Source organism: Kribbella turkmenica (genome assembly GCF_004348725.1).
Taxonomy (GTDB): domain Bacteria; phylum Actinomycetota; class Actinomycetes; order Propionibacteriales; family Kribbellaceae; genus Kribbella; species Kribbella turkmenica.
The window spans coordinates 1-16,134 of the sequence record NZ_SMKR01000170.1 but is presented as its reverse complement, the minus strand read 5'-3'; the positions used below and the strand labels follow the sequence as shown (position 1 = coordinate 16,134).

16 protein-coding genes, 1 other RNA gene and 1 pseudogene are annotated in these 16,134 nt (G+C 69.0%); 10 read left to right on the top strand and 8 right to left on the bottom strand.

The features are described from left to right. From E1218_RS29375 to panB, 3 genes are all read left to right on the top strand, one after another. On the top strand, positions 1–561 hold a 561-nt coding region (locus E1218_RS29375; RefSeq protein ID WP_233712555.1), incomplete at its 5' end, for an AAA family ATPase. A gap of 9 nt (positions 562–570) precedes the next feature. Next, a complete protein-coding gene (locus E1218_RS29370; protein ID WP_233712554.1) occupies positions 571–2,412 on the top strand; it encodes an NAD+ synthase in 1,842 nt (613 codons plus the stop codon). 148 nt (positions 2,413–2,560) lie between these two features. Further along, entirely contained in the window at positions 2,561–4,687 is a 2,127-nt protein-coding gene (gene panB / locus E1218_RS38290) for a 3-methyl-2-oxobutanoate hydroxymethyltransferase (RefSeq protein WP_407657644.1), read from the top strand. A 48-nt stretch (positions 4,688–4,735) separates the two neighbouring features. Here the strand turns inward: panB and E1218_RS29360 are convergent, their stop codons facing one another. After that, positions 4,736–5,638, bottom strand: coding sequence for an aldo/keto reductase (locus E1218_RS29360; RefSeq protein ID WP_132326071.1), 903 nt, complete (start codon positions 5,636–5,638; stop codon positions 4,736–4,738). A gap of 95 nt (positions 5,639–5,733) precedes the next feature. Here E1218_RS29360 and E1218_RS29355 point away from each other — a divergent pair, with 95 nt between their 5' ends. Next, on the top strand, positions 5,734–6,231 hold the full coding sequence (locus E1218_RS29355) for an NUDIX hydrolase (RefSeq protein WP_132326069.1): 498 nt from the start codon (positions 5,734–5,736) through the stop codon (positions 6,229–6,231). A gap of 33 nt (positions 6,232–6,264) precedes the next feature. Here the strand turns inward: E1218_RS29355 and E1218_RS36285 are convergent, their stop codons facing one another. After that, a complete protein-coding gene (locus E1218_RS36285; RefSeq protein WP_165949469.1) occupies positions 6,265–6,441 on the bottom strand; it encodes a hypothetical protein in 177 nt (58 codons plus the stop codon). Between the two features lie 110 nt (positions 6,442–6,551). After that, complete coding sequence (locus E1218_RS29350; RefSeq protein WP_132326067.1) at positions 6,552–7,298, bottom strand: helical backbone metal receptor; 747 nt, start codon at positions 7,296–7,298, stop codon at positions 6,552–6,554. 342 nt (positions 7,299–7,640) lie between these two features. On the opposite strand from E1218_RS29350, the gene E1218_RS29345 reads away from it, so the two are divergent. Next, positions 7,641–8,189, top strand: a complete 549-nt coding sequence (locus tag E1218_RS29345; protein WP_132326065.1) for a histone H1-like repetitive region-containing protein — start codon at positions 7,641–7,643, stop codon at positions 8,187–8,189. Positions 8,190–8,304: 115 nt separating this feature from the next. On the opposite strand, the gene E1218_RS29340 is transcribed toward E1218_RS29345, so the two are convergent. After that, a complete protein-coding gene (locus E1218_RS29340; protein ID WP_132326063.1) occupies positions 8,305–8,493 on the bottom strand; it encodes a hypothetical protein in 189 nt (62 codons plus the stop codon). A 53-nt stretch (positions 8,494–8,546) separates the two neighbouring features. Between E1218_RS29340 and map the strand changes: the two are divergent. After that, positions 8,547–9,394: pseudogene (map, locus tag E1218_RS29335) on the top strand (type I methionyl aminopeptidase). Between the two features lie 57 nt (positions 9,395–9,451). Here the strand turns inward: map and E1218_RS29330 are convergent. After that, positions 9,452–10,939, bottom strand: a complete 1,488-nt coding sequence (locus E1218_RS29330) for a S10 family peptidase (protein WP_132326059.1) — start codon at positions 10,937–10,939, stop codon at positions 9,452–9,454. Between the two features lie 43 nt (positions 10,940–10,982). Here E1218_RS29330 and E1218_RS29325 point away from each other — a divergent pair, with 43 nt between their 5' ends. The 3 genes from E1218_RS29325 (at position 10,983) to E1218_RS29315 (ending at position 13,003) form a co-directional block, all read left to right on the top strand. After that, positions 10,983–11,351, top strand: coding sequence for a DUF952 domain-containing protein (locus E1218_RS29325; RefSeq protein ID WP_132326057.1), 369 nt, complete (start codon positions 10,983–10,985; stop codon positions 11,349–11,351). 9 nt (positions 11,352–11,360) lie between these two features. Continuing rightward, an RNA gene (rnpB, locus tag E1218_RS29320) (RNase P RNA component class A) lies at positions 11,361–11,762 on the top strand. 128 nt (positions 11,763–11,890) lie between these two features. Further along, a complete protein-coding gene (locus E1218_RS29315; protein WP_132326055.1) occupies positions 11,891–13,003 on the top strand; it encodes an alpha/beta hydrolase family protein in 1,113 nt (370 codons plus the stop codon). Positions 13,004–13,009: 6 nt separating this feature from the next. On the opposite strand, the gene E1218_RS29310 is transcribed toward E1218_RS29315, so the two are convergent. Continuing rightward, complete coding sequence (locus E1218_RS29310) at positions 13,010–13,495, bottom strand: GNAT family N-acetyltransferase (protein WP_132326053.1); 486 nt, start codon at positions 13,493–13,495, stop codon at positions 13,010–13,012. A gap of 51 nt (positions 13,496–13,546) precedes the next feature. Between E1218_RS29310 and E1218_RS29305 the strand changes: the two genes are divergently transcribed. Continuing rightward, positions 13,547–14,113 carry a TetR/AcrR family transcriptional regulator gene (locus E1218_RS29305; RefSeq protein ID WP_132326051.1) on the top strand — a complete coding sequence of 189 codons (567 nt, stop codon included), beginning with the start codon at positions 13,547–13,549 and terminating at the stop codon, positions 14,111–14,113. On the opposite strand, the gene E1218_RS29300 is transcribed toward E1218_RS29305, so the two are convergent. Beyond that, positions 14,102–15,538, bottom strand: coding sequence for an RNB domain-containing ribonuclease (locus tag E1218_RS29300; protein WP_132326049.1), 1,437 nt, complete (start codon positions 15,536–15,538; stop codon positions 14,102–14,104). The genes E1218_RS29305 and E1218_RS29300 overlap by 12 nt on opposite strands. Before the next feature lie 101 nt (positions 15,539–15,639). Further along, the coding region (locus tag E1218_RS29295) for a histidine phosphatase family protein (protein ID WP_202866255.1) at positions 15,640–16,134 on the bottom strand (495 nt) is incomplete at its 5' end.

The following is a 16,134-nucleotide window of genomic DNA, read 5'->3' as shown; positions in this document are numbered from 1 at the left end:
GGAACTGGACCTCGTCACCACCCCATGACCCTCCTCGCCATCACCGGCCTACCGGGCACCGGCAAGTCCAGCCTCGCCGAGGGTATGGGCAAACGCACCGGTGTCCCGGTCTTCGCCGGCGACTGGCTGCTCGGGGCGCTGAAGCCGCACGGAGTGCTCGACGGCCTCAGCAGGCCGGCGTTCCTGGCGCTGTACTACGACCTGCTCGGGACGCTGATCAGACGGCAACTCATGTTCGGTCAGTCCGCGATCGTCGACTGTTTGCTCGACGACGAGATCGCCGACCGGTGGGCAAGGACCGCGGCGCGCTTCGGGTCCCGGCTGTTCGTCGTCGAGTGTGTTTGTACTGACGAAACCGAACATCGGCGACGGCTGGAACGCCGGCAGCGGGCCATTCCCGGCTGGCACGAGGTGGGCTGGGACCACGTCGACCGGATGCGGGCGGAGTACCCGCCGCTGACCGGCGAGCACCTCACCGTCGACGCGATGGATCCGTTCGAGGACAACCTGGGTTTGATCAACACCTACATCGGGGGTGGGTTCGAGCCAACGAACCAGTAATGTGCTCCCGTGCCTCAGCTTCGGGTTGCTCTCGCTCAGCTCAATGTGACCGTCGGCGACATCGACGGGAACGCCGAGAAGATCGTCGCGTGGACCCGCAACGCCGTCGAGCGGGGCGCGCACGTGGTGGCCTTCCCGGAGCTGGCGCTGACCGGTTACCCGGTCGAGGACCTGGCCCTGCGGGCGTCGTTCGTGGACGCGTCCCAGGCCCGGATCCAGGACCTCGCCGCCCGGCTGGCCGACGAGGGTCTCGGCGACATCGTCGTGGTCTGCGGCTACCTCGACCGCGCTACCGGTACGGCGATGGGCGTGGACCGGCTCGGCCGTCCGAAGGGCTCCCCGACCAACTCCGCCGCGGTGATCCACCAGGGTCGCGTCGTCACCAGCGCCGTCAAGCACCACCTGCCGAACTACGGCGTCTTCGACGAGTTCCGGCACTTCGTCCCCGGCAGCACCTTGCAGGTGGTCCGGGTCCACGGCGTCGACGTCGCCCTGGTGATCTGCGAGGACCTCTGGCAGGACGGCGGCCCGGTCGCCGTCGCCAAGGCCGCCGGCGCCGGACTGCTTCTCGTCATCAACAGTTCGCCGTACGAGGCCAACAAGGACGACGTCCGAGGTGAGCTCGTCAGCCGCCGGGCCCGCGAGGCCGGCTGCTCGCTGGCCTACGTCAACCTGGTCGGCGGCCAGGACGAGCTGGTCTTCGACGGCGACTCGCTGATCGCCGATGCCGAGGGCAAGGTGTTCGCCCGGGCCCCGCAGTTCGAGCAGGGCAGCATGGTGGTCGACCTCGACCTGCCCGCGCCGAGCGGTACGCCGGAAGGCACGCACGAGGGCATCGAGATCGTGCACACCGTGATCCACGACGACGCGCTCCCGGCGTACGAAGGGATCGCCGCCGCGGTCGCGCCGCGGCTCGCGGACGAGGCCGAGATGTACGGCGCCATCGTCACCGGCCTGCGCGACTACGTGCAGAAGAACGGCTTCAAGTCCGTGCTGCTCGGCCTGTCCGGCGGGATCGACTCGTCGCTGGTCGCCGCGATCGCCTGTGACGCGGTCGGGCCCGAGCACGTCTTCGGAATCTCCAACCCGAGTGTGTACTCCAGCGACCACTCCCGCGACGACGCCGCCGAGCTGGCCGCCCGCACCGGTCTGAACTACCGGGTGATCCCGATCCAGCCGATGGTGCAGCCGTTCATCGACACCCTCGGACTCACCGGCCTGGCCGAGGAGAACCTGCAGGCCCGGGTCCGGGCGGTCATCTGGATGGGCCTGTCGAACGCCGACGGCCACCTGGTTCTTGCCTGCGGCAACAAGTCCGAGCTGTCCGTCGGCTACTCGACCATCTACGGCGACGCGGTCGGCGGGTACGCGCCGCTGAAGGACGTCCCGAAGACGGTGGTCTGGCGGCTGGCGAAGTGGCGGAACGCGGACGCGAAGGCCCGCGGCCAGCAGCCGCCGATCCCGGAGAACTCGATCGCCAAACCGCCGTCGGCCGAGCTCCGCCCGGGTCAGCAGGACACCGACTCGCTGCCGCCGTACGACCTGCTCGACGACATGCTGGACGACTACGTCGAGCAGGACCGCGGCAGCGCCGAACTGGTCGCGGCCGGGTTCGACACCGAGCTCGTGAGCAAGGTGATCCAGCTCGTCGACAAGGCGGAGTACAAGCGCCGGCAGTTCCCACCGGGACCGAAGATCACCCACAAGGCATTCGGCCGGGACCGTCGGCTGCCGATCACGAGCGCCTGGCGCGAGGACGCCCGCAAGGCGGCGCACGTGACCGGGGACGCCGATCCGCAGACACCGGCGACAGGTGAGGGGGCACGGAAGGTGGCGGAGAGCACTGACTGATTCCTGGCGGTACCGACCGACCTCCGACACCCCGTGGGGCACCCCCGAGGAACCCGCGGACCGCTCCGGCCTGCCCGCCGACGATCTGGGCAATCGTTCAGGTGCAGCCGGTAGCGCTCACCCTCCGCAACGGTGGGACGATGAAGGCATGGTTGACAACTTCCTGTCGGCCGGTACCCAGGACGACGACGAACTGCCCTCGCCGTACGGGACCGGACCGAAGAACCGGACAACCGAGGAGCACCGCCGCTCGGACTACGGCGACGACACCTGGCGGGACCGCGGCAACGGCCTCGGACTCGACCCCTCGCCGTCACTGCCGAGCGCCCCCAGGTCGTACGAGCGCGGGCCGGTGCCGCAGCAGCCGTACGTCCCGAAACCGCCGTACCTGCCGGAACCGCCGCCACCGCCCACGCAGCAGCAACAGCAACGCGCGTACGGCGACCAGCCACAGCAGCGCCCGTACGGCGAGCCGCCGCAGCGACGGCCGGAGTACTACGGCGGTGGGTCCGCCGAGCCCGGTCGTGGCGAGCCCGGTCGTGGCGAGCCCGGTCGTGGCGAGCCCGGTCGTGGCGAGCCCGGTCAGAATCGGGAAGAGTCGCCGTTCGGTCAGTACCAGGAGCAGAGCCCGTACCGGCCGCAGCAGCCTCAGCAGGCACCGGCAGGACCTCCGCAGCAGCAGGGCCGTCCGAGTCCGTTCGGCCCGGGGAGCAACGGCGTACCTCCGAACACTCGGCCGGTACCGCCACCGGGCCCGCCGCAGCAGCGCCAGCCCGCTCCCCCACATGCCGGTAGCAACGGCGTGACGCCGCACCCGCCGGCACCACACGGCTCCAACGGAACGAGCAACTGGAGTGCGCCTGCACCGGCTCCGGCGCCGGGTGGGCACAACAACGGCGTCACCTCGCCGCCGCCTCAGCAAGCGCAGCACCAGCCGCCTCAGCCTCAGGCTCAGGCTCAGTCGAACACGTCGAGCCAGGGGGCGACGCCACCGCCTCCTGGCCAGCAGCCGAGCCAGCCGAACCCCCGGCGCGCCCCCGAGCCTGCGAACCCGCCGCGCGGCAACAACCTGGACACCCCGACCATCACGGCGTACCTGCCGGAGATGCTGGAAGGAAAGTACGGACAGGAGTCCGGAGGCCAGTCGGACAACGGCTACCTGTCCGACCCGAGTGCGGAGTACGAGAGCAACACGCCGGTGAGTGAACAGTCCAAGCCGGTCGGCGCGCGGCGACGCGCGGACGTCCAGCAGGACGCACCGAGTCAGGTCGCCGCGGAGCACACCGGTTCCCACCGCGCCCGGCGCGCCCAACCGGCCCCGTCCGGTGCTCAGCCGTCCGGCCCGGTCGCACAACCGACCGGATCCGCCGACCAGCCGGCCGCGTCGGTCGCTGAGCCGCCCGCGCAGACTCCACCTCAGAACAACGCCGGGTCGCCGGGGAATGCGTCCTCGACCGCGCCGGGTGAGGGCAGCAAGCGGCCGCGCCGGTACCGGATCCACCACCTCCGCGACCTGAAGAACCGTGGCGAGAAGTGGGCGATGCTCACGGCGTACGACCAGTACACCGCGGAGATCTTCGACCAGGCCGGCATCCCCGTCCTGCTCGTCGGCGACTCCGCCGCGAACAACGTGTTCGGCTACGAGACGACGCTCCGGGTCACCGTCGACGAACTCATCCCGCTCGCCCGTGCCGTCGCCGGCGCCGTGGAACGTGCGCTCGTCGTTGCCGACCTCCCGTTCGGCTCGTACCAGGCGTCCCCCGAGCAGGCGTTCCACACCGCCGTCCGCTTCATGAAGGAAGCCGGTGTGCACGCGGTCAAACTCGAGGGCGGCCGCACCGTCGTACCGATGGTGGAGAAGCTCACGCAGTCCGGCATCCCGGTGATGGCGCACATCGGCTTCACCCCGCAGAGCGAACACAGCATCGGCGGCTACCGCGTCCAGGGCCGCGGCGACCAGGCCGCCGGCCTGATCGACGACGCCATCGCCCTTGCCGAAGCCGGCGCGTTCTCCGTCGTCCTCGAGATGGTCCCCGGCGACGTCGCCGCCGAGATCACCAAACGCGTCACCATCCCCACCATCGGCATCGGCGCCGGCCGCGACACCGACGCCCAGGTCCTCGTCTGGCAGGACATGGCCGGCATGCGCTCCGGCACCATGCCCCGCTTCGTCAAGCAGTACGCCAACCTGAGAGCCATCCTCACCTCCGCAGCCACCTCCTACGCGGCCGACGTCGCATCAGGAGCGTTCCCCGCGAACGAGCACACGTTCTGATCCACCCCACGCGCACACCGGTTGTTGCGGTCGACGGGCAACCAGCCTTCAGATCCAAGGCAATCCCGACCGCTCGGTCCAATACTCCTCAGCCTGCTGAGCGAACTCCTCCAGCGGCCCCGCCACCTCGTACGCGAGGTTGCTTGCGAGTTGTTCCGCCGTGCTCGCGCCGCTCAGCACCACATCCGCCCACGGCTGCCCGACAGCCGCACCGATCGCCAGCGCATCCGGCGCGACCCCGCGCCGACGAGCGAGCTCGTTGAACGGCGTCCGACCGGCCTTGTCCGTCAGACGGCCGTTGGCGACCGCTTCCTTCACCACGACGAACCACCCGGCATCGTGCGCCTCGGCGAGCGCCGGTCCGACGGACGTCTCCAGCACGTTCCAGGTCGACTGCACCGCGGTGAACGGGCCGCTGAGCGCGAGCGCCTTGCGCAGCGTTTCGGCCTGGCGTGGTCCGCTTGTCGACAATCCGACCCGTACGCCGTCGGCCGCGAGCTGACCGAGCCGGTCGAGCAACTCGGGATCGTCGAGAGCCGGACTGTCCGACGTGAGGCTGTGGACCAGGTAGAAGTCCGGTGGTCCACCAAGCGCTCGAAGGGTCTCGGGCCATTGCCGTTCGAACGTCGCCAGCGAGTGGTCCTTCACCTCGTGCGTGTCCGCCTCGTGCCGCCAGTCGGCGACGTACGTGTAGCCCCATTTCGATCCGATGGTGAGCTGGTCGCGGCGCTCGGGCGTGAGCCACTCGCCGAGGAAGACTTCGGCAAGACCGTACGAACGCGCGGCGTCGAAGTAGCGGACACCGGCTCGCCACGCCTGTTCGAGCAGTTCGTGTGTTCGCGTCCTCAGGTCCCCGATCGCGCGGCCCGGCGGCAGGTCCTCGTCGTGTGCGAGGTTGATGTACCCGGGGCGCCCGAGTGCTGCCAGTCCCAAGCCGATCGTCGCCGTCATGGATCGATCGTCTCACCCGGTGTCGGTGGCAACGATCACCGGACGCGCCGCAACAGCCGACGCCGGACCGCCTGTGTCGTCTAGCGTTTTGTTGTGTGAGCGATCATCGTCTGCCACCACCTGGCACCGTCGTCCGGCGTACGACGGCCCGCGTGCTGCCGGTCCGTCCCGACGGCCGGGTGCTGCTGCTGCACGGCTGGGATCCGCTGAAGCCGCAGACGCCGTACTGGTTCACCATCGGCGGCGGTGTCGAGGCCGGCGAGACGGTCGTGCAGGCGGCCAGCCGGGAACTGCGCGAGGAGGTCGGCGTCCACCTGCCGATCGAGTCCCTTGGTACGCCCGTGGCGACGAACACGATCGAGTACGAGTGGGGCGGATGCCTGGTCATCCAGCACCAGACGTTCTTCGCGGCCGCGGTGGAGGGCGTCGACGTGACGTTCGCGAACCAGGAGCAACTCGAGCTGGAGACCATCAGCGCGCACGGCTGGTGGTACGGCGACGACCTCGAGGCGACCGGACAGGCCGCCCACGTCACCATCCCCGGCCTGCTCCGCCAGGCGGCCGACGCGATCACTCTCCGCCGCGCGTCCTGACACCGTTCGGCCGGGCCGCCTGAAGGGCCACGGTCAGCGGCCGCGGGCCTCTTTGAGGACCTTCTTCTTGACCTTCTTGTCGACCTTGTAGTGAACGCGATCGAGCCGCTCGGCGCAGCCGGCATCGGCGAGCCGCTTGAGGACGACCGGGCACTTCTTGCACCTCGGCTTGTCCTTGCAGCACTTCTTCTTCGCGGTCACTGACGGCACGCAGCGAGTGTAGGTGAGGCAACCCTAACGCGCTAGTTGACCGAGCAGGGGTCGTGTCGCACGTCACTGCCGCCGTCCGTTCGGCACGAGGTCCGGCCACTGGACGAGTATCAGCCGAGTTGCCGGGAAAGCAGTTCCCGCGCCTCGACCAGCGACGGCCCGTACCAGGTCAGATGGCGGCCGGACACACACTTCGCCGGCCGCGTGAATGCCTCCGGACCGTCGTCCGGAGTAAACGCATAAGGCTCGTCCGGCAGCACCGCGATGTCGTAACCGGGCAACGCGTCCGGGTCGAACAGCGGATAACGTTCACCGGATTCCGCGAACACGTTGTCGATACCGATCCGCGACAACAGATCCCCCGCGAATGTGTCCCGCCCCAATGCCATCCACGGCCGGCGCCAGATCGGTACGACGGCCCGCCGGCGCTTCCCGGCATACGGCGTACTCCACACCTCGCGTGCTTGCCACAACCACTGCGGCGACTCACCGGTGATCGCGGACAGCATGCGTTCGAGTGAGACGAGTGATTCGGCGACGGTGGTCGGCGAGGTGGTCCAGACCGCGATTCCGCGCGCACGCAGCGCGTCGAGATCGACACTGCGATTCTCTTCGGCGTTCGCGATCACGACATCCGGATCGAGTGCGCCGACCACGTCGAGATCGGGATTCTTGGTACCGCGAACGCGGGTCACGTCGAGCTGTGCGGGGTGCGTGCACCAGTCCGTCGCACCCACGAGCAAGTGCTCGTGCGTCACTGCGATCGACTCGGTCAACGAGGGCACGATGCTGACCACGCGGCGCACTTCCGACGGCAGTACGACGACGTTGCCGAGGTCGTCCGTGTGCTCGCTCATCGAGTGCCTTCGTGGTCGTCCGCACGGTCGTCGTACGTGCTCTCCGGCATGTCCGTCACCTCACCTCGCGCAGGCCGTTGCCGAGGACAACACTCGCCGATCCGGCCGTTCGACACGAACTTTGTGCGCGTGTCGTCAAGAAATTCTTACACCCTTCAGGCATCCTCTTAGCGCGGCGGAATCCCTTCTGCACAAGGATTTTCGGCATTTGCGCGCCTGCGTGCGATCAGGACGCCTTAACCTGAAAACGTTTCGGGTGCTTTACGTAGCCACCAAGTGTTGTCATCATCATGACGACGAGGAATCCACCGTGGTTTTCCTCAGCCGCACCAAGGAGGCAGAGTGCCAGCCAAGAAGGCAGCCGCAGGGAAGGCGACAGCCAAAAAGGCTTCTCCCGCCAAGAAGACTGTCGCCAAGAAGACCAGCGCCGCGAGGACGACGTCCGCGCGCAAGGTCAGCGCAGCGAAGAAGACAGTGACGAAGAAGGTGAGTGCGGCAAAGAAGGCAGTCTCCAAGGCGCCTGCCAAGAAGACCGCCGCCAAGAAGTCGACTGCTGCGAAGAAGACCGCCGCCAAGAAGACGACGGCGAAGAAGACGGTCGCGAAGAAGGCCCCGGCCAAGAAGACGACCGCCAAGAAGACGACGGCGAAGAAGACCGTCGCGAAGAAGGCGCCGGCGAAGCGGACGACGGCCAAGAAGACCGTGGCCAAGAAGGCGCCCGCGAAGAAGACGGTCGCGAAGAAGGCGCCCGCCAAGAAGACCGCGGCTAAGAAGACCGCCGCGAAGAAGACGGCTGCCAAGAAGGCACCGGCGAAGCGGACCGCCGCGAAGAAGGCGCCGGCTCGCAAGGCTCCGGCCCGCAAGACCGCGGCCCGGCGGGTCACCCGCTGAGCCGGGCGTCAGCTCGCACGCGACGCCGACCGACAAGAACTGAGGGGCACCACCGGAAACGGTGGTGCCCCTCGGTGTGTTCCAGGCCTGGGGTGCGTTCTCCGCGCGGCCGTCGTCAGTCGTCGTTCCACTTCGGGTCGTTGTCCCAGGCCTCGTTGCGTTCCTGGACCTTCTCGAGTGCGCGGGCCGCCTCTTCCGGCGAGTTGTACGGTCCGAGCCGGTCGCCGGCCTTCTCCCCCTGGTACGGCTCGACCTTGCCGGTCTTGACGTTGTAGTACCACTCGTTGCTGTGATCGTCGCTCATCTGGATGACCGCCTCCCGGGAGTCTTGTCGCAGCTCACTACAATGATCCCACCATGTCGTCTCTCACTCCTGGCACCGTTTCGCCGCGCCGCGAAGTCCCGCGTCCATCCCGCGCCCCGAGTACGTCGGGAAGCCGGGCCCGACGCCGTACGACGGTTCCTACGTCACGTCGCCGGAGATCGTCGACCGGATGCGGGTGGCGAGCAAGCTCGCCGCGCAGGCCCTGCAGGCGGTCGGTGCGGCCGCGAAGCCCGGTGTCACCACCGACGAGCTCGACGCGATCGGGCACGAGTACCTGGTCGAGCGCGGTGCGTACCCGTCGACCCTCGGCTACCGCGGGTACCCGAAGTCGCTGTGCACCTCGGTCAACGAGGTGATCTGTCACGGTATCCCCGACGACCGTCCGCTCGAGGACGGCGACATCGTCAACGTCGACATCACCGCGTACCTCGACGGCGTGCACGGCGACACCAACGCGACCTTCCTCGTGGGTGACGTGGACGAAGAGGTCCGGCTGCTGGTCGAGCGCACCGAGGAGGCGCTGAACCGCGGCATCAAGGCGGTCCGGCCGGGCCGCCAGGTCAGCATCATCGGCCGGGTGATCGAGTCCTACGCCAAGCGGTTCGGGTACGGCGTCGTCCGCGACTTCACCGGTCACGGCATCGCCACGTCGTTCCACTCCGGGCTGATCATCCCGCACTACGACGACGAGCGCTTCGACGACGTGATCGAGCCCGGGATGACGTTCACCATCGAGCCGATGCTCACCCTCGGCACCTACGAGTACGACCTCTGGGACGACGGCTGGACCGCCACCACCAAGGACAACTCCATCACCGCCCAGTTCGAGCACACCCTCGTGGTCACCGACTCCGGCGCCGAGGTCCTCACCCTCCCCTGACCAGCACGCAGCACGCGCGCAGTCTGTTACGGCGCCCTCCGGCGGTGCTGGGGACGCTCACCGGTTGGAGGCTGAGCGGATGAAGGTGGCGAGGTCGTCGGACTGCCGGCGGCGGGAGTCCTCGTGGAGGTACATCATGTGGCCGGCCGGGTAGTACTTCGTCTCGATGTTCGCGGTCAGCTCGGCGGGGATCTGCAGGCGGGCGAGGGTGTACTCGGTGCCGAAGTACGGCGTTGCGCCGTCGTAGTGGCCGGACGCGACGTGGACCCGGAGATGCGGGTTGACGCGCATCGCCTCGGCGAGCTTCTCGGCGACGGTGATCTGCTGGCCCTCGAACTCCTTGAACGACCAGTTCTTCGCCGCGTCCACGTTGAGGATCTCGTACGGCAGGTCGTTCTCGTACTCCAGCTCGACCCGGACGTAGTGGTTCAGCGCCGCCGTGTACGGGCCGATGATCGCGCTGAACGACGGGTCCTTGCCCGGCGTCTCGCCGGCGTAGTCCGCGTCCCAGCCGGTGAACCGGCCGTCCAGCCGGCCGATCACCTGGCGGCGTGAACGCAGCAGCTCGGCGAAGAAGCGCATGTGCTCGATCCGCAGGTTCACCCGGTCGAGGTAGTCCTCGGACAGCCCGGTCAGCGACGCCAGCCGGGTGACCACCTCGGCCCGGTAGTCGTCGGGAATCCGGTTGCCCTGAGCAAGCGCATTCGGGTAGCGACCGGCGGCGAACCGCTCGGCGTCCGCGAGCACCTCGTCGAGCGTCCGGTCCGGCACGAGGCCGTGGTAGTGCGCGATGGCGGCGTACGACGGGAGGAACAGGGTGTACGGCAGGTCGTTGCCCGGGCTGAAGTCGAGCGTGCCGAATTCCAGCACCGCGGAGATCAGCATCACGCCGTTCAGGTACATCCCGTACCGCTCCTGCAGGTGCGCGGCGAGTCCGGCGGCGCGCGTCGTACCGTACGACTCACCGGCCAGGAACTTCGGCGACATCCACCGCCCGTTGCGCGACGTCCACAGCCGGATCACCTCACCGACGGACTCCAGGTCGCGCGTGAACCCGTGGTAGTCGCCCGGCTTCTCGCCCTCCACGGTCCGCGAGTAACCCGTCGACACCGGGTCGATGAACACGAGGTCACTGTGCTGCAGCAGGGATTCGGCGTTGTCCACCAGCCCGTACGGCGGGGGCGCGAGCTCACCGGCGTCACCGGACACGACCCGGCGCGGACCGAGTAGACCGAGATGCAGCCAGATGCTCGACGAACCCGGACCGCCGTTGAACGCGAACGTCACCGGCCGGTCGGCGGCGATGGCGTCGTCCAGCGTGTAGGCGGTCAGGAACACCTCCGCCTTCGGCCGGTGCCCGTCGAACTTCCCCTCGGTCAGCACCTCCTGCCGCAGCACGATCCGCCCGGTGGTCGCGGTGTACTTCAGCTTCTTCCGCCCGACCGGCAACACGTGCTGCGTCGACACCAGGTCGTCGGTCGGCGTGCTGGCCTTCGTCTCTGCGGCCGCCTCGGACGTGGGCTCGGTAGTCTCATCCTTCGCCATGTCGAGCACCCTAGACCAAGCCTTCAACCATTAGCGTTGGGTCATGGCGACGATTCTGCACATCGCGTTCCCGGACCAGTGGGAAGCCGCCAAGCAGGCCGGCTGCTACCGGTGGTCGACGCGCGGCAAGAGCCTCGACGACGGTGCGACGTTCATCCACGCGTCCCGGCCCGAGCAGGTGGCCATGGTCGCGAACTTCGTGTACGCCGACGTCCGGCAGCCGCTGTGCCTACTGGTGATCGACACCGAGCGACTGGTGTCCGCGCTGTGCGACGAGGACCTGGACGCCATCGGCATCAGCTTCCCGCACATCTACGGCCCGCTGAACCTCGACGCCGTGGTCGACGTGCGCCCGTACGAGCGGGCAGCCGACGGCCGTTGGCCGGAGGTGACGGCGGAGGCCGTATCCTGAAAGAAGGAACGGGTCGGTCGGGCGATCGCGTCGTCCACCCACCGGTGGGCGCCGAGGAAAGTCCGGACTCCACAGGGCAGCGTGGTGGGTAACACCCACCCGGGGCAACCCGCGGGACAGTGCCACAGAAAGCAGACCGCCAGCGGCTCCGGTGAACCCCGTGGTTCACCGGAGTGCGGGTGAGGGTGAAAGGGTGGTGTAAGAGACCACCAGCTCCGCAGGTGACTGCGGAGGCTCGGTAAACCCCACGTGGAGCAAGGCCAAGAAGGACGACGGGCAACCGTCGTCCGCGCGAGCGTTCGAGGGCTGCCCGCCCGAGCTCGCGGGTAGGCCGCTGGAGGTGCCCGGCAACGAGCACCGTAGATGGATGATCGCCGATCACAGAATCCGGCTTACAGACCGGCCCGTTCCCTCCACCGTCTGTCAGCCCACGCGTGCTGGTCCGCCGACCCATTGGTATCGGTCGCCGACCCACGCGGGCTGCCGGCGGACCAGTTGGATGGCAGGCTTGGAGGGTGGCGCGCAGAGGTGTACGGCGAATGCGGACGGGGATCGTCATCCTCCTCCTCGTCGTGCTGCTCGCCGGCAGCGGTTACGTCGGCTGGGTAGCCGTCCAGCGATCGGAGCCGGTGGCGCTCCCAGATCCGACCGGAAACCACCAGGTCGGCCGGCGGACTTTCGAGTGGACCGACACCGCTCGCAAGGACCCGTACGGCGAGGGCCGGCGGAAGCTGTCCGTCTGGCTCTGGTACCCGGTGGCCAAGGAGACGACCGGCCGCAAGGTGCAGTACGCGCCAGGGCTGTGGAGCGATCTCCAACTCGGATCCCCGGCCTCCGTGTTCCAAGGATCGTTCGACACGCTCAAGGACCCGGCGTTCGACCGCGTCGCCGTCGCGCCCGGACGGTTCCCGGTTGTCGTGCTGATGCCGGGGCTTGGGCTGTCGGCGCCGATGTACGCGAGTCTCGCCGAGGACCTCGCGAGCCATGGCTACCTGGTCGCCGGCGTGACCCCGACGTACAGCGCGGATCTCACCGTCCTCGGCGGACAGAAGGTCGAGAGCAAGGAAGCCGCGAAGCCGGACGACCTGGAGAAGCAGGGCGATCACCTGGCCGGCATCTGGGCCGCGGACGCCCGGTTCGCCGGCTCGATGGTGGCCGGGCAACTGCCGAACAGCGTCGAGTCCGGCGTCGGTACGTCGTACGTCGGCCACTCGTTCGGCGGCGCGGCGGCGCTGGAGGCCTGCCGGACCGACAGTCGCTGTGCGGCGGCGGTCGACCTGGACGGCGTCCCGTACGGCGAGGTCGTCACGAAGGGTGTGCAGGCGCCGATCCTGCTGCTCGGCGCCGACGACTCCTGCATCACCGGAGTGTGCGGCCCGGACGCTCGCGGCGACGAGGACCGCGACCGCACACTATCGTTGCTCAAGGCAAGCAATGCTACGTCGTGGTGCGCGACCGTCCCGGGGACGAGCCACTACAACTTCACCGACTACGGCGCGTACTACCTGGCGCTACCGCTGCGGAAGTACCTCCCGCTCGGCAGTGCCGGTCCGCGGCACGCGCTCCGCGTCCAGAACGGCTACGTCAGCACGTTCCTCGCGCACGCGATCTACCGCGTCCCGGCTCCCGGCGCTCCGGCCTGCAGCAGCTAGAACCCCTCAGCCGAGGTCGAGTTCGTAGGTCTGCCCGACCAGGCTCGTGCCCCACGAGTCGTGCGGCTCGGACCCGGTCAGCCGGAAGCCGCGGGCGAGGTAGATGTGCCGCGCCGCGACGAGCGGGTCGTTGGTCCACAGCACCATCCGCTTGTAGCCGACCGCGCGGGCGAAGGTCAGACAGGTGTCGACCAGTTCACCGCCGAGGCCGAGCCCACGTGCTTCCGGCGTGACCAGCAGCAGCCGGAGCTGAGCAGTCGCCTCGTCCGGACCATGGACGCAGAAGATGCTGCCGGCCCGTTGTCCGTCGACCTCGGCGATCCACGCGGCCTCCCGCGAGTCGTCGTGCTCACTCGCGTATGCCGTCACGATCTGCGCGATCAGCGTCTCGTACGACAACCCCCAGCCGTACTCCGCCGCGTAGATCTCCGCGTGTGCCTGCACCACCCAGCCGAGGTCGCCCGGCTCCCCCAGTTTCCTGATCGACGTCATCCAGCGCCCCTATCTACTGACACGACTGTTTCAGTCAGCGATAATAACCTCGTGCCGACCGCGAAGCCAGTCCCTTCCGCCCGCCAGCAGGATCTGCTCGAGCGCGCCTACGCCTACTCGCTCACCCACGGGCTGGCCGACCTGTCGCTCCGCCCGCTCGCGACCGCGATCGGCTCCAGCCCGCGGGTGCTGCTGTTCCTGTTCGACAGCAAGGACGGCCTGATCCGGGCCCTGCTCGCCCGCGCCCGCGCCGACGAGCTCGAGCTGCTGCGCCAGCTCGACAGCCGGTACGACGAGCCGCCCGGCCTGACCGTGGTCGCGCAGGAGCTGTGGACGTGGCTCGCGGCACCCGAACGGCGGCCGTTGATGAAGTTCTGGGTGGAGGCGTACGGGCGCTCGCTGGTCGCACCGGACGGCCCCTGGGCCGACTACGGCCGCTCGACCGTGGACGACTGGCTCGAGCTGCTCAAGGCGAGTCAGCCGGACCCCGGGACCGCCGAGGCGGAAGCACGACGTACCGCCGTACTGGCGGTGCTGCGTGGCGCGTTGCTGGACCTGCTCGCGACCGGCGACCTCGAACGCACGACCAGGGCCGTCGAGGACTACCTAGGCGACTAGCTCGAACGCGACCACACGCTTGGCGATGTCGGCCTCGACGAGCTTCACCCGAACCGCCTGCCCGAGCGGCAGGGGCGTCGGACCGTTGACGCGGCCCTCGATCGCGAGGGTGGACAGGACGACGGTGCCGCGGGTGTTCTCGCGCTGGTCGACCTCGGTGATGACGCCGTCGAACACCGACCCGACCTGCTCGGCCACCAGGCCGGCCTCGACCATGCCGACGATGGAACGCTCGTAGGCGTTGGCGCGACGGTCGGCGTCGTCCATGATCTTCGGGATGTCGTCCATCGACTCGCGCACCCAGCCGGGCACCTCGGTGCCCGCGGACAGCGCCAGGCAGATCTCACTGGTCCACCGGTCGACCAGACGCCGCAGCGGCGCGGTCACGTGCGCGTACTCCGCCTTCATCGCCGCGTGCTGCGGCCGCTCCGGCACGGACCCCGAGAACGCGGTGTACCCGGCGCCGCGGAACAGCACCGTGCACGCCGCCAGCATCGCGGCGTGCGCCGGCACTTTCGGATCCAGCCCGTGGATGAACCCGGCGTAGGACGTTCCTTCCGGCCAGTCGATGCCGAGTGCCTTGGCCGTGGCGCCCAGCTTGCGGCGGAGGTCCTCGTGGGACTCCGGCAGCGTGCGCAGGATGCCGATCTCGCCGCCGATCATCAGGTCCGCGGCGGCCATCCCGGTGAGCAGCGAGATCTGCGCGTTCCAGCCCTCGACCGGAAGCGGTGCGCGGAACTCCAGCCCCCAGCCGTGGTTGGAGGTGACGATCTCCTGGTCCGGGATCGGCAGGTTGACGCCGCCGCGGTCGAGCTCACGCTGCTCGCGGAGCTTGCCGACCTCGCGCAGCAGTTGGAGCGACTCGGAGGCGGTGCCGGCGTCGAGGTCCTTCTGCACGCCGGCGTAGTTGAGCTTCGCGCGGGACTTCACCAGCGCACGCTCGCAGACGACGTCGGTGCTCTCGCCGTTGGCGTCGACCGAGATCGTCCACAGCACGGCCGGACGGACCTGGTCGGCGAGCAGCGACGCCGCACCCTCGGACAGCTCCGGCGGGTGCAGCGGCGTGCGCTTGTCCGGCGCGTACAGGGTCTCACCGCGACGGCGCGCCTCGCGATCGATCGGGTCACCCGGCTGCACGAAGGCGGCGACGTCGGCGATCGCGTAGTGAACCGTGTAGCCGTCGCCGGCGCGCTCGATGTGCAGTGCCTGGTCGAGATCCATCGAGTCCGGCGGGTCGATGGTGACGAACTCGACGGCGGTCCGGTCGAGCTCCGGCAGCCGCGGGTTCTTCGCCGCCTCGATCGCCGCCGCGACCACCTCGGGCGGGAACTCCGCCGGCACCTCGAGCTCCCGCCGGATGTCCTGCAAGGACGCGCGGAAGACCTCGGGAACGTCCTCGACGAAGTGGACCCTCTGCAGCGGCACGTCAACTCTCCGTCCTCGTCAGCGGGATGCTGAAGTCAGAGTAGCCGTGCCTGCTGGTCCCGCGCCGTAGCGAGCAGGGGCCGTGCGGTAGACGGGGACCGTCAGACGCTGCTCAGCGAGGGTTGCACGTTGAAGGAGCGGAGGGACGCGAGGCCGTCGGCGTACCAGTGGATCTCGGTCACGGTTGCCGGGCGCAACTCCATCCGGAACAGCGACGTCATCGGCGCCTGCAGCACCGACCGCACCATCAGCTTGATCGGCGTCACGTGGGTGACGACGACCACGGTCTTGCCCGGGTACCTCGCGAGCAACTTGTCCCGCGCCGACCGGGCCCGCCGGGCGCACGCGTCGAACGACTCACCGCCGGGCGGCGCGACGGCGGTCGACTCCATCCACGCGTTCAGCGCGTCCGGCCACTTCTGCTGGATCTCCGCGAACGTGTGCCCGTCCCAGTCGCCGAACGCGGTCTCGACCCAGCCTTCGTCGACGATCGGCTCGAGACCGAGGGCCGCGCCGACGATCTCGGCCGTCTCCCGGGTCCGCCGCATCGGCGAGACCACCAGCGCGTCCACGCCACCGATGCGGGACAGGTACTC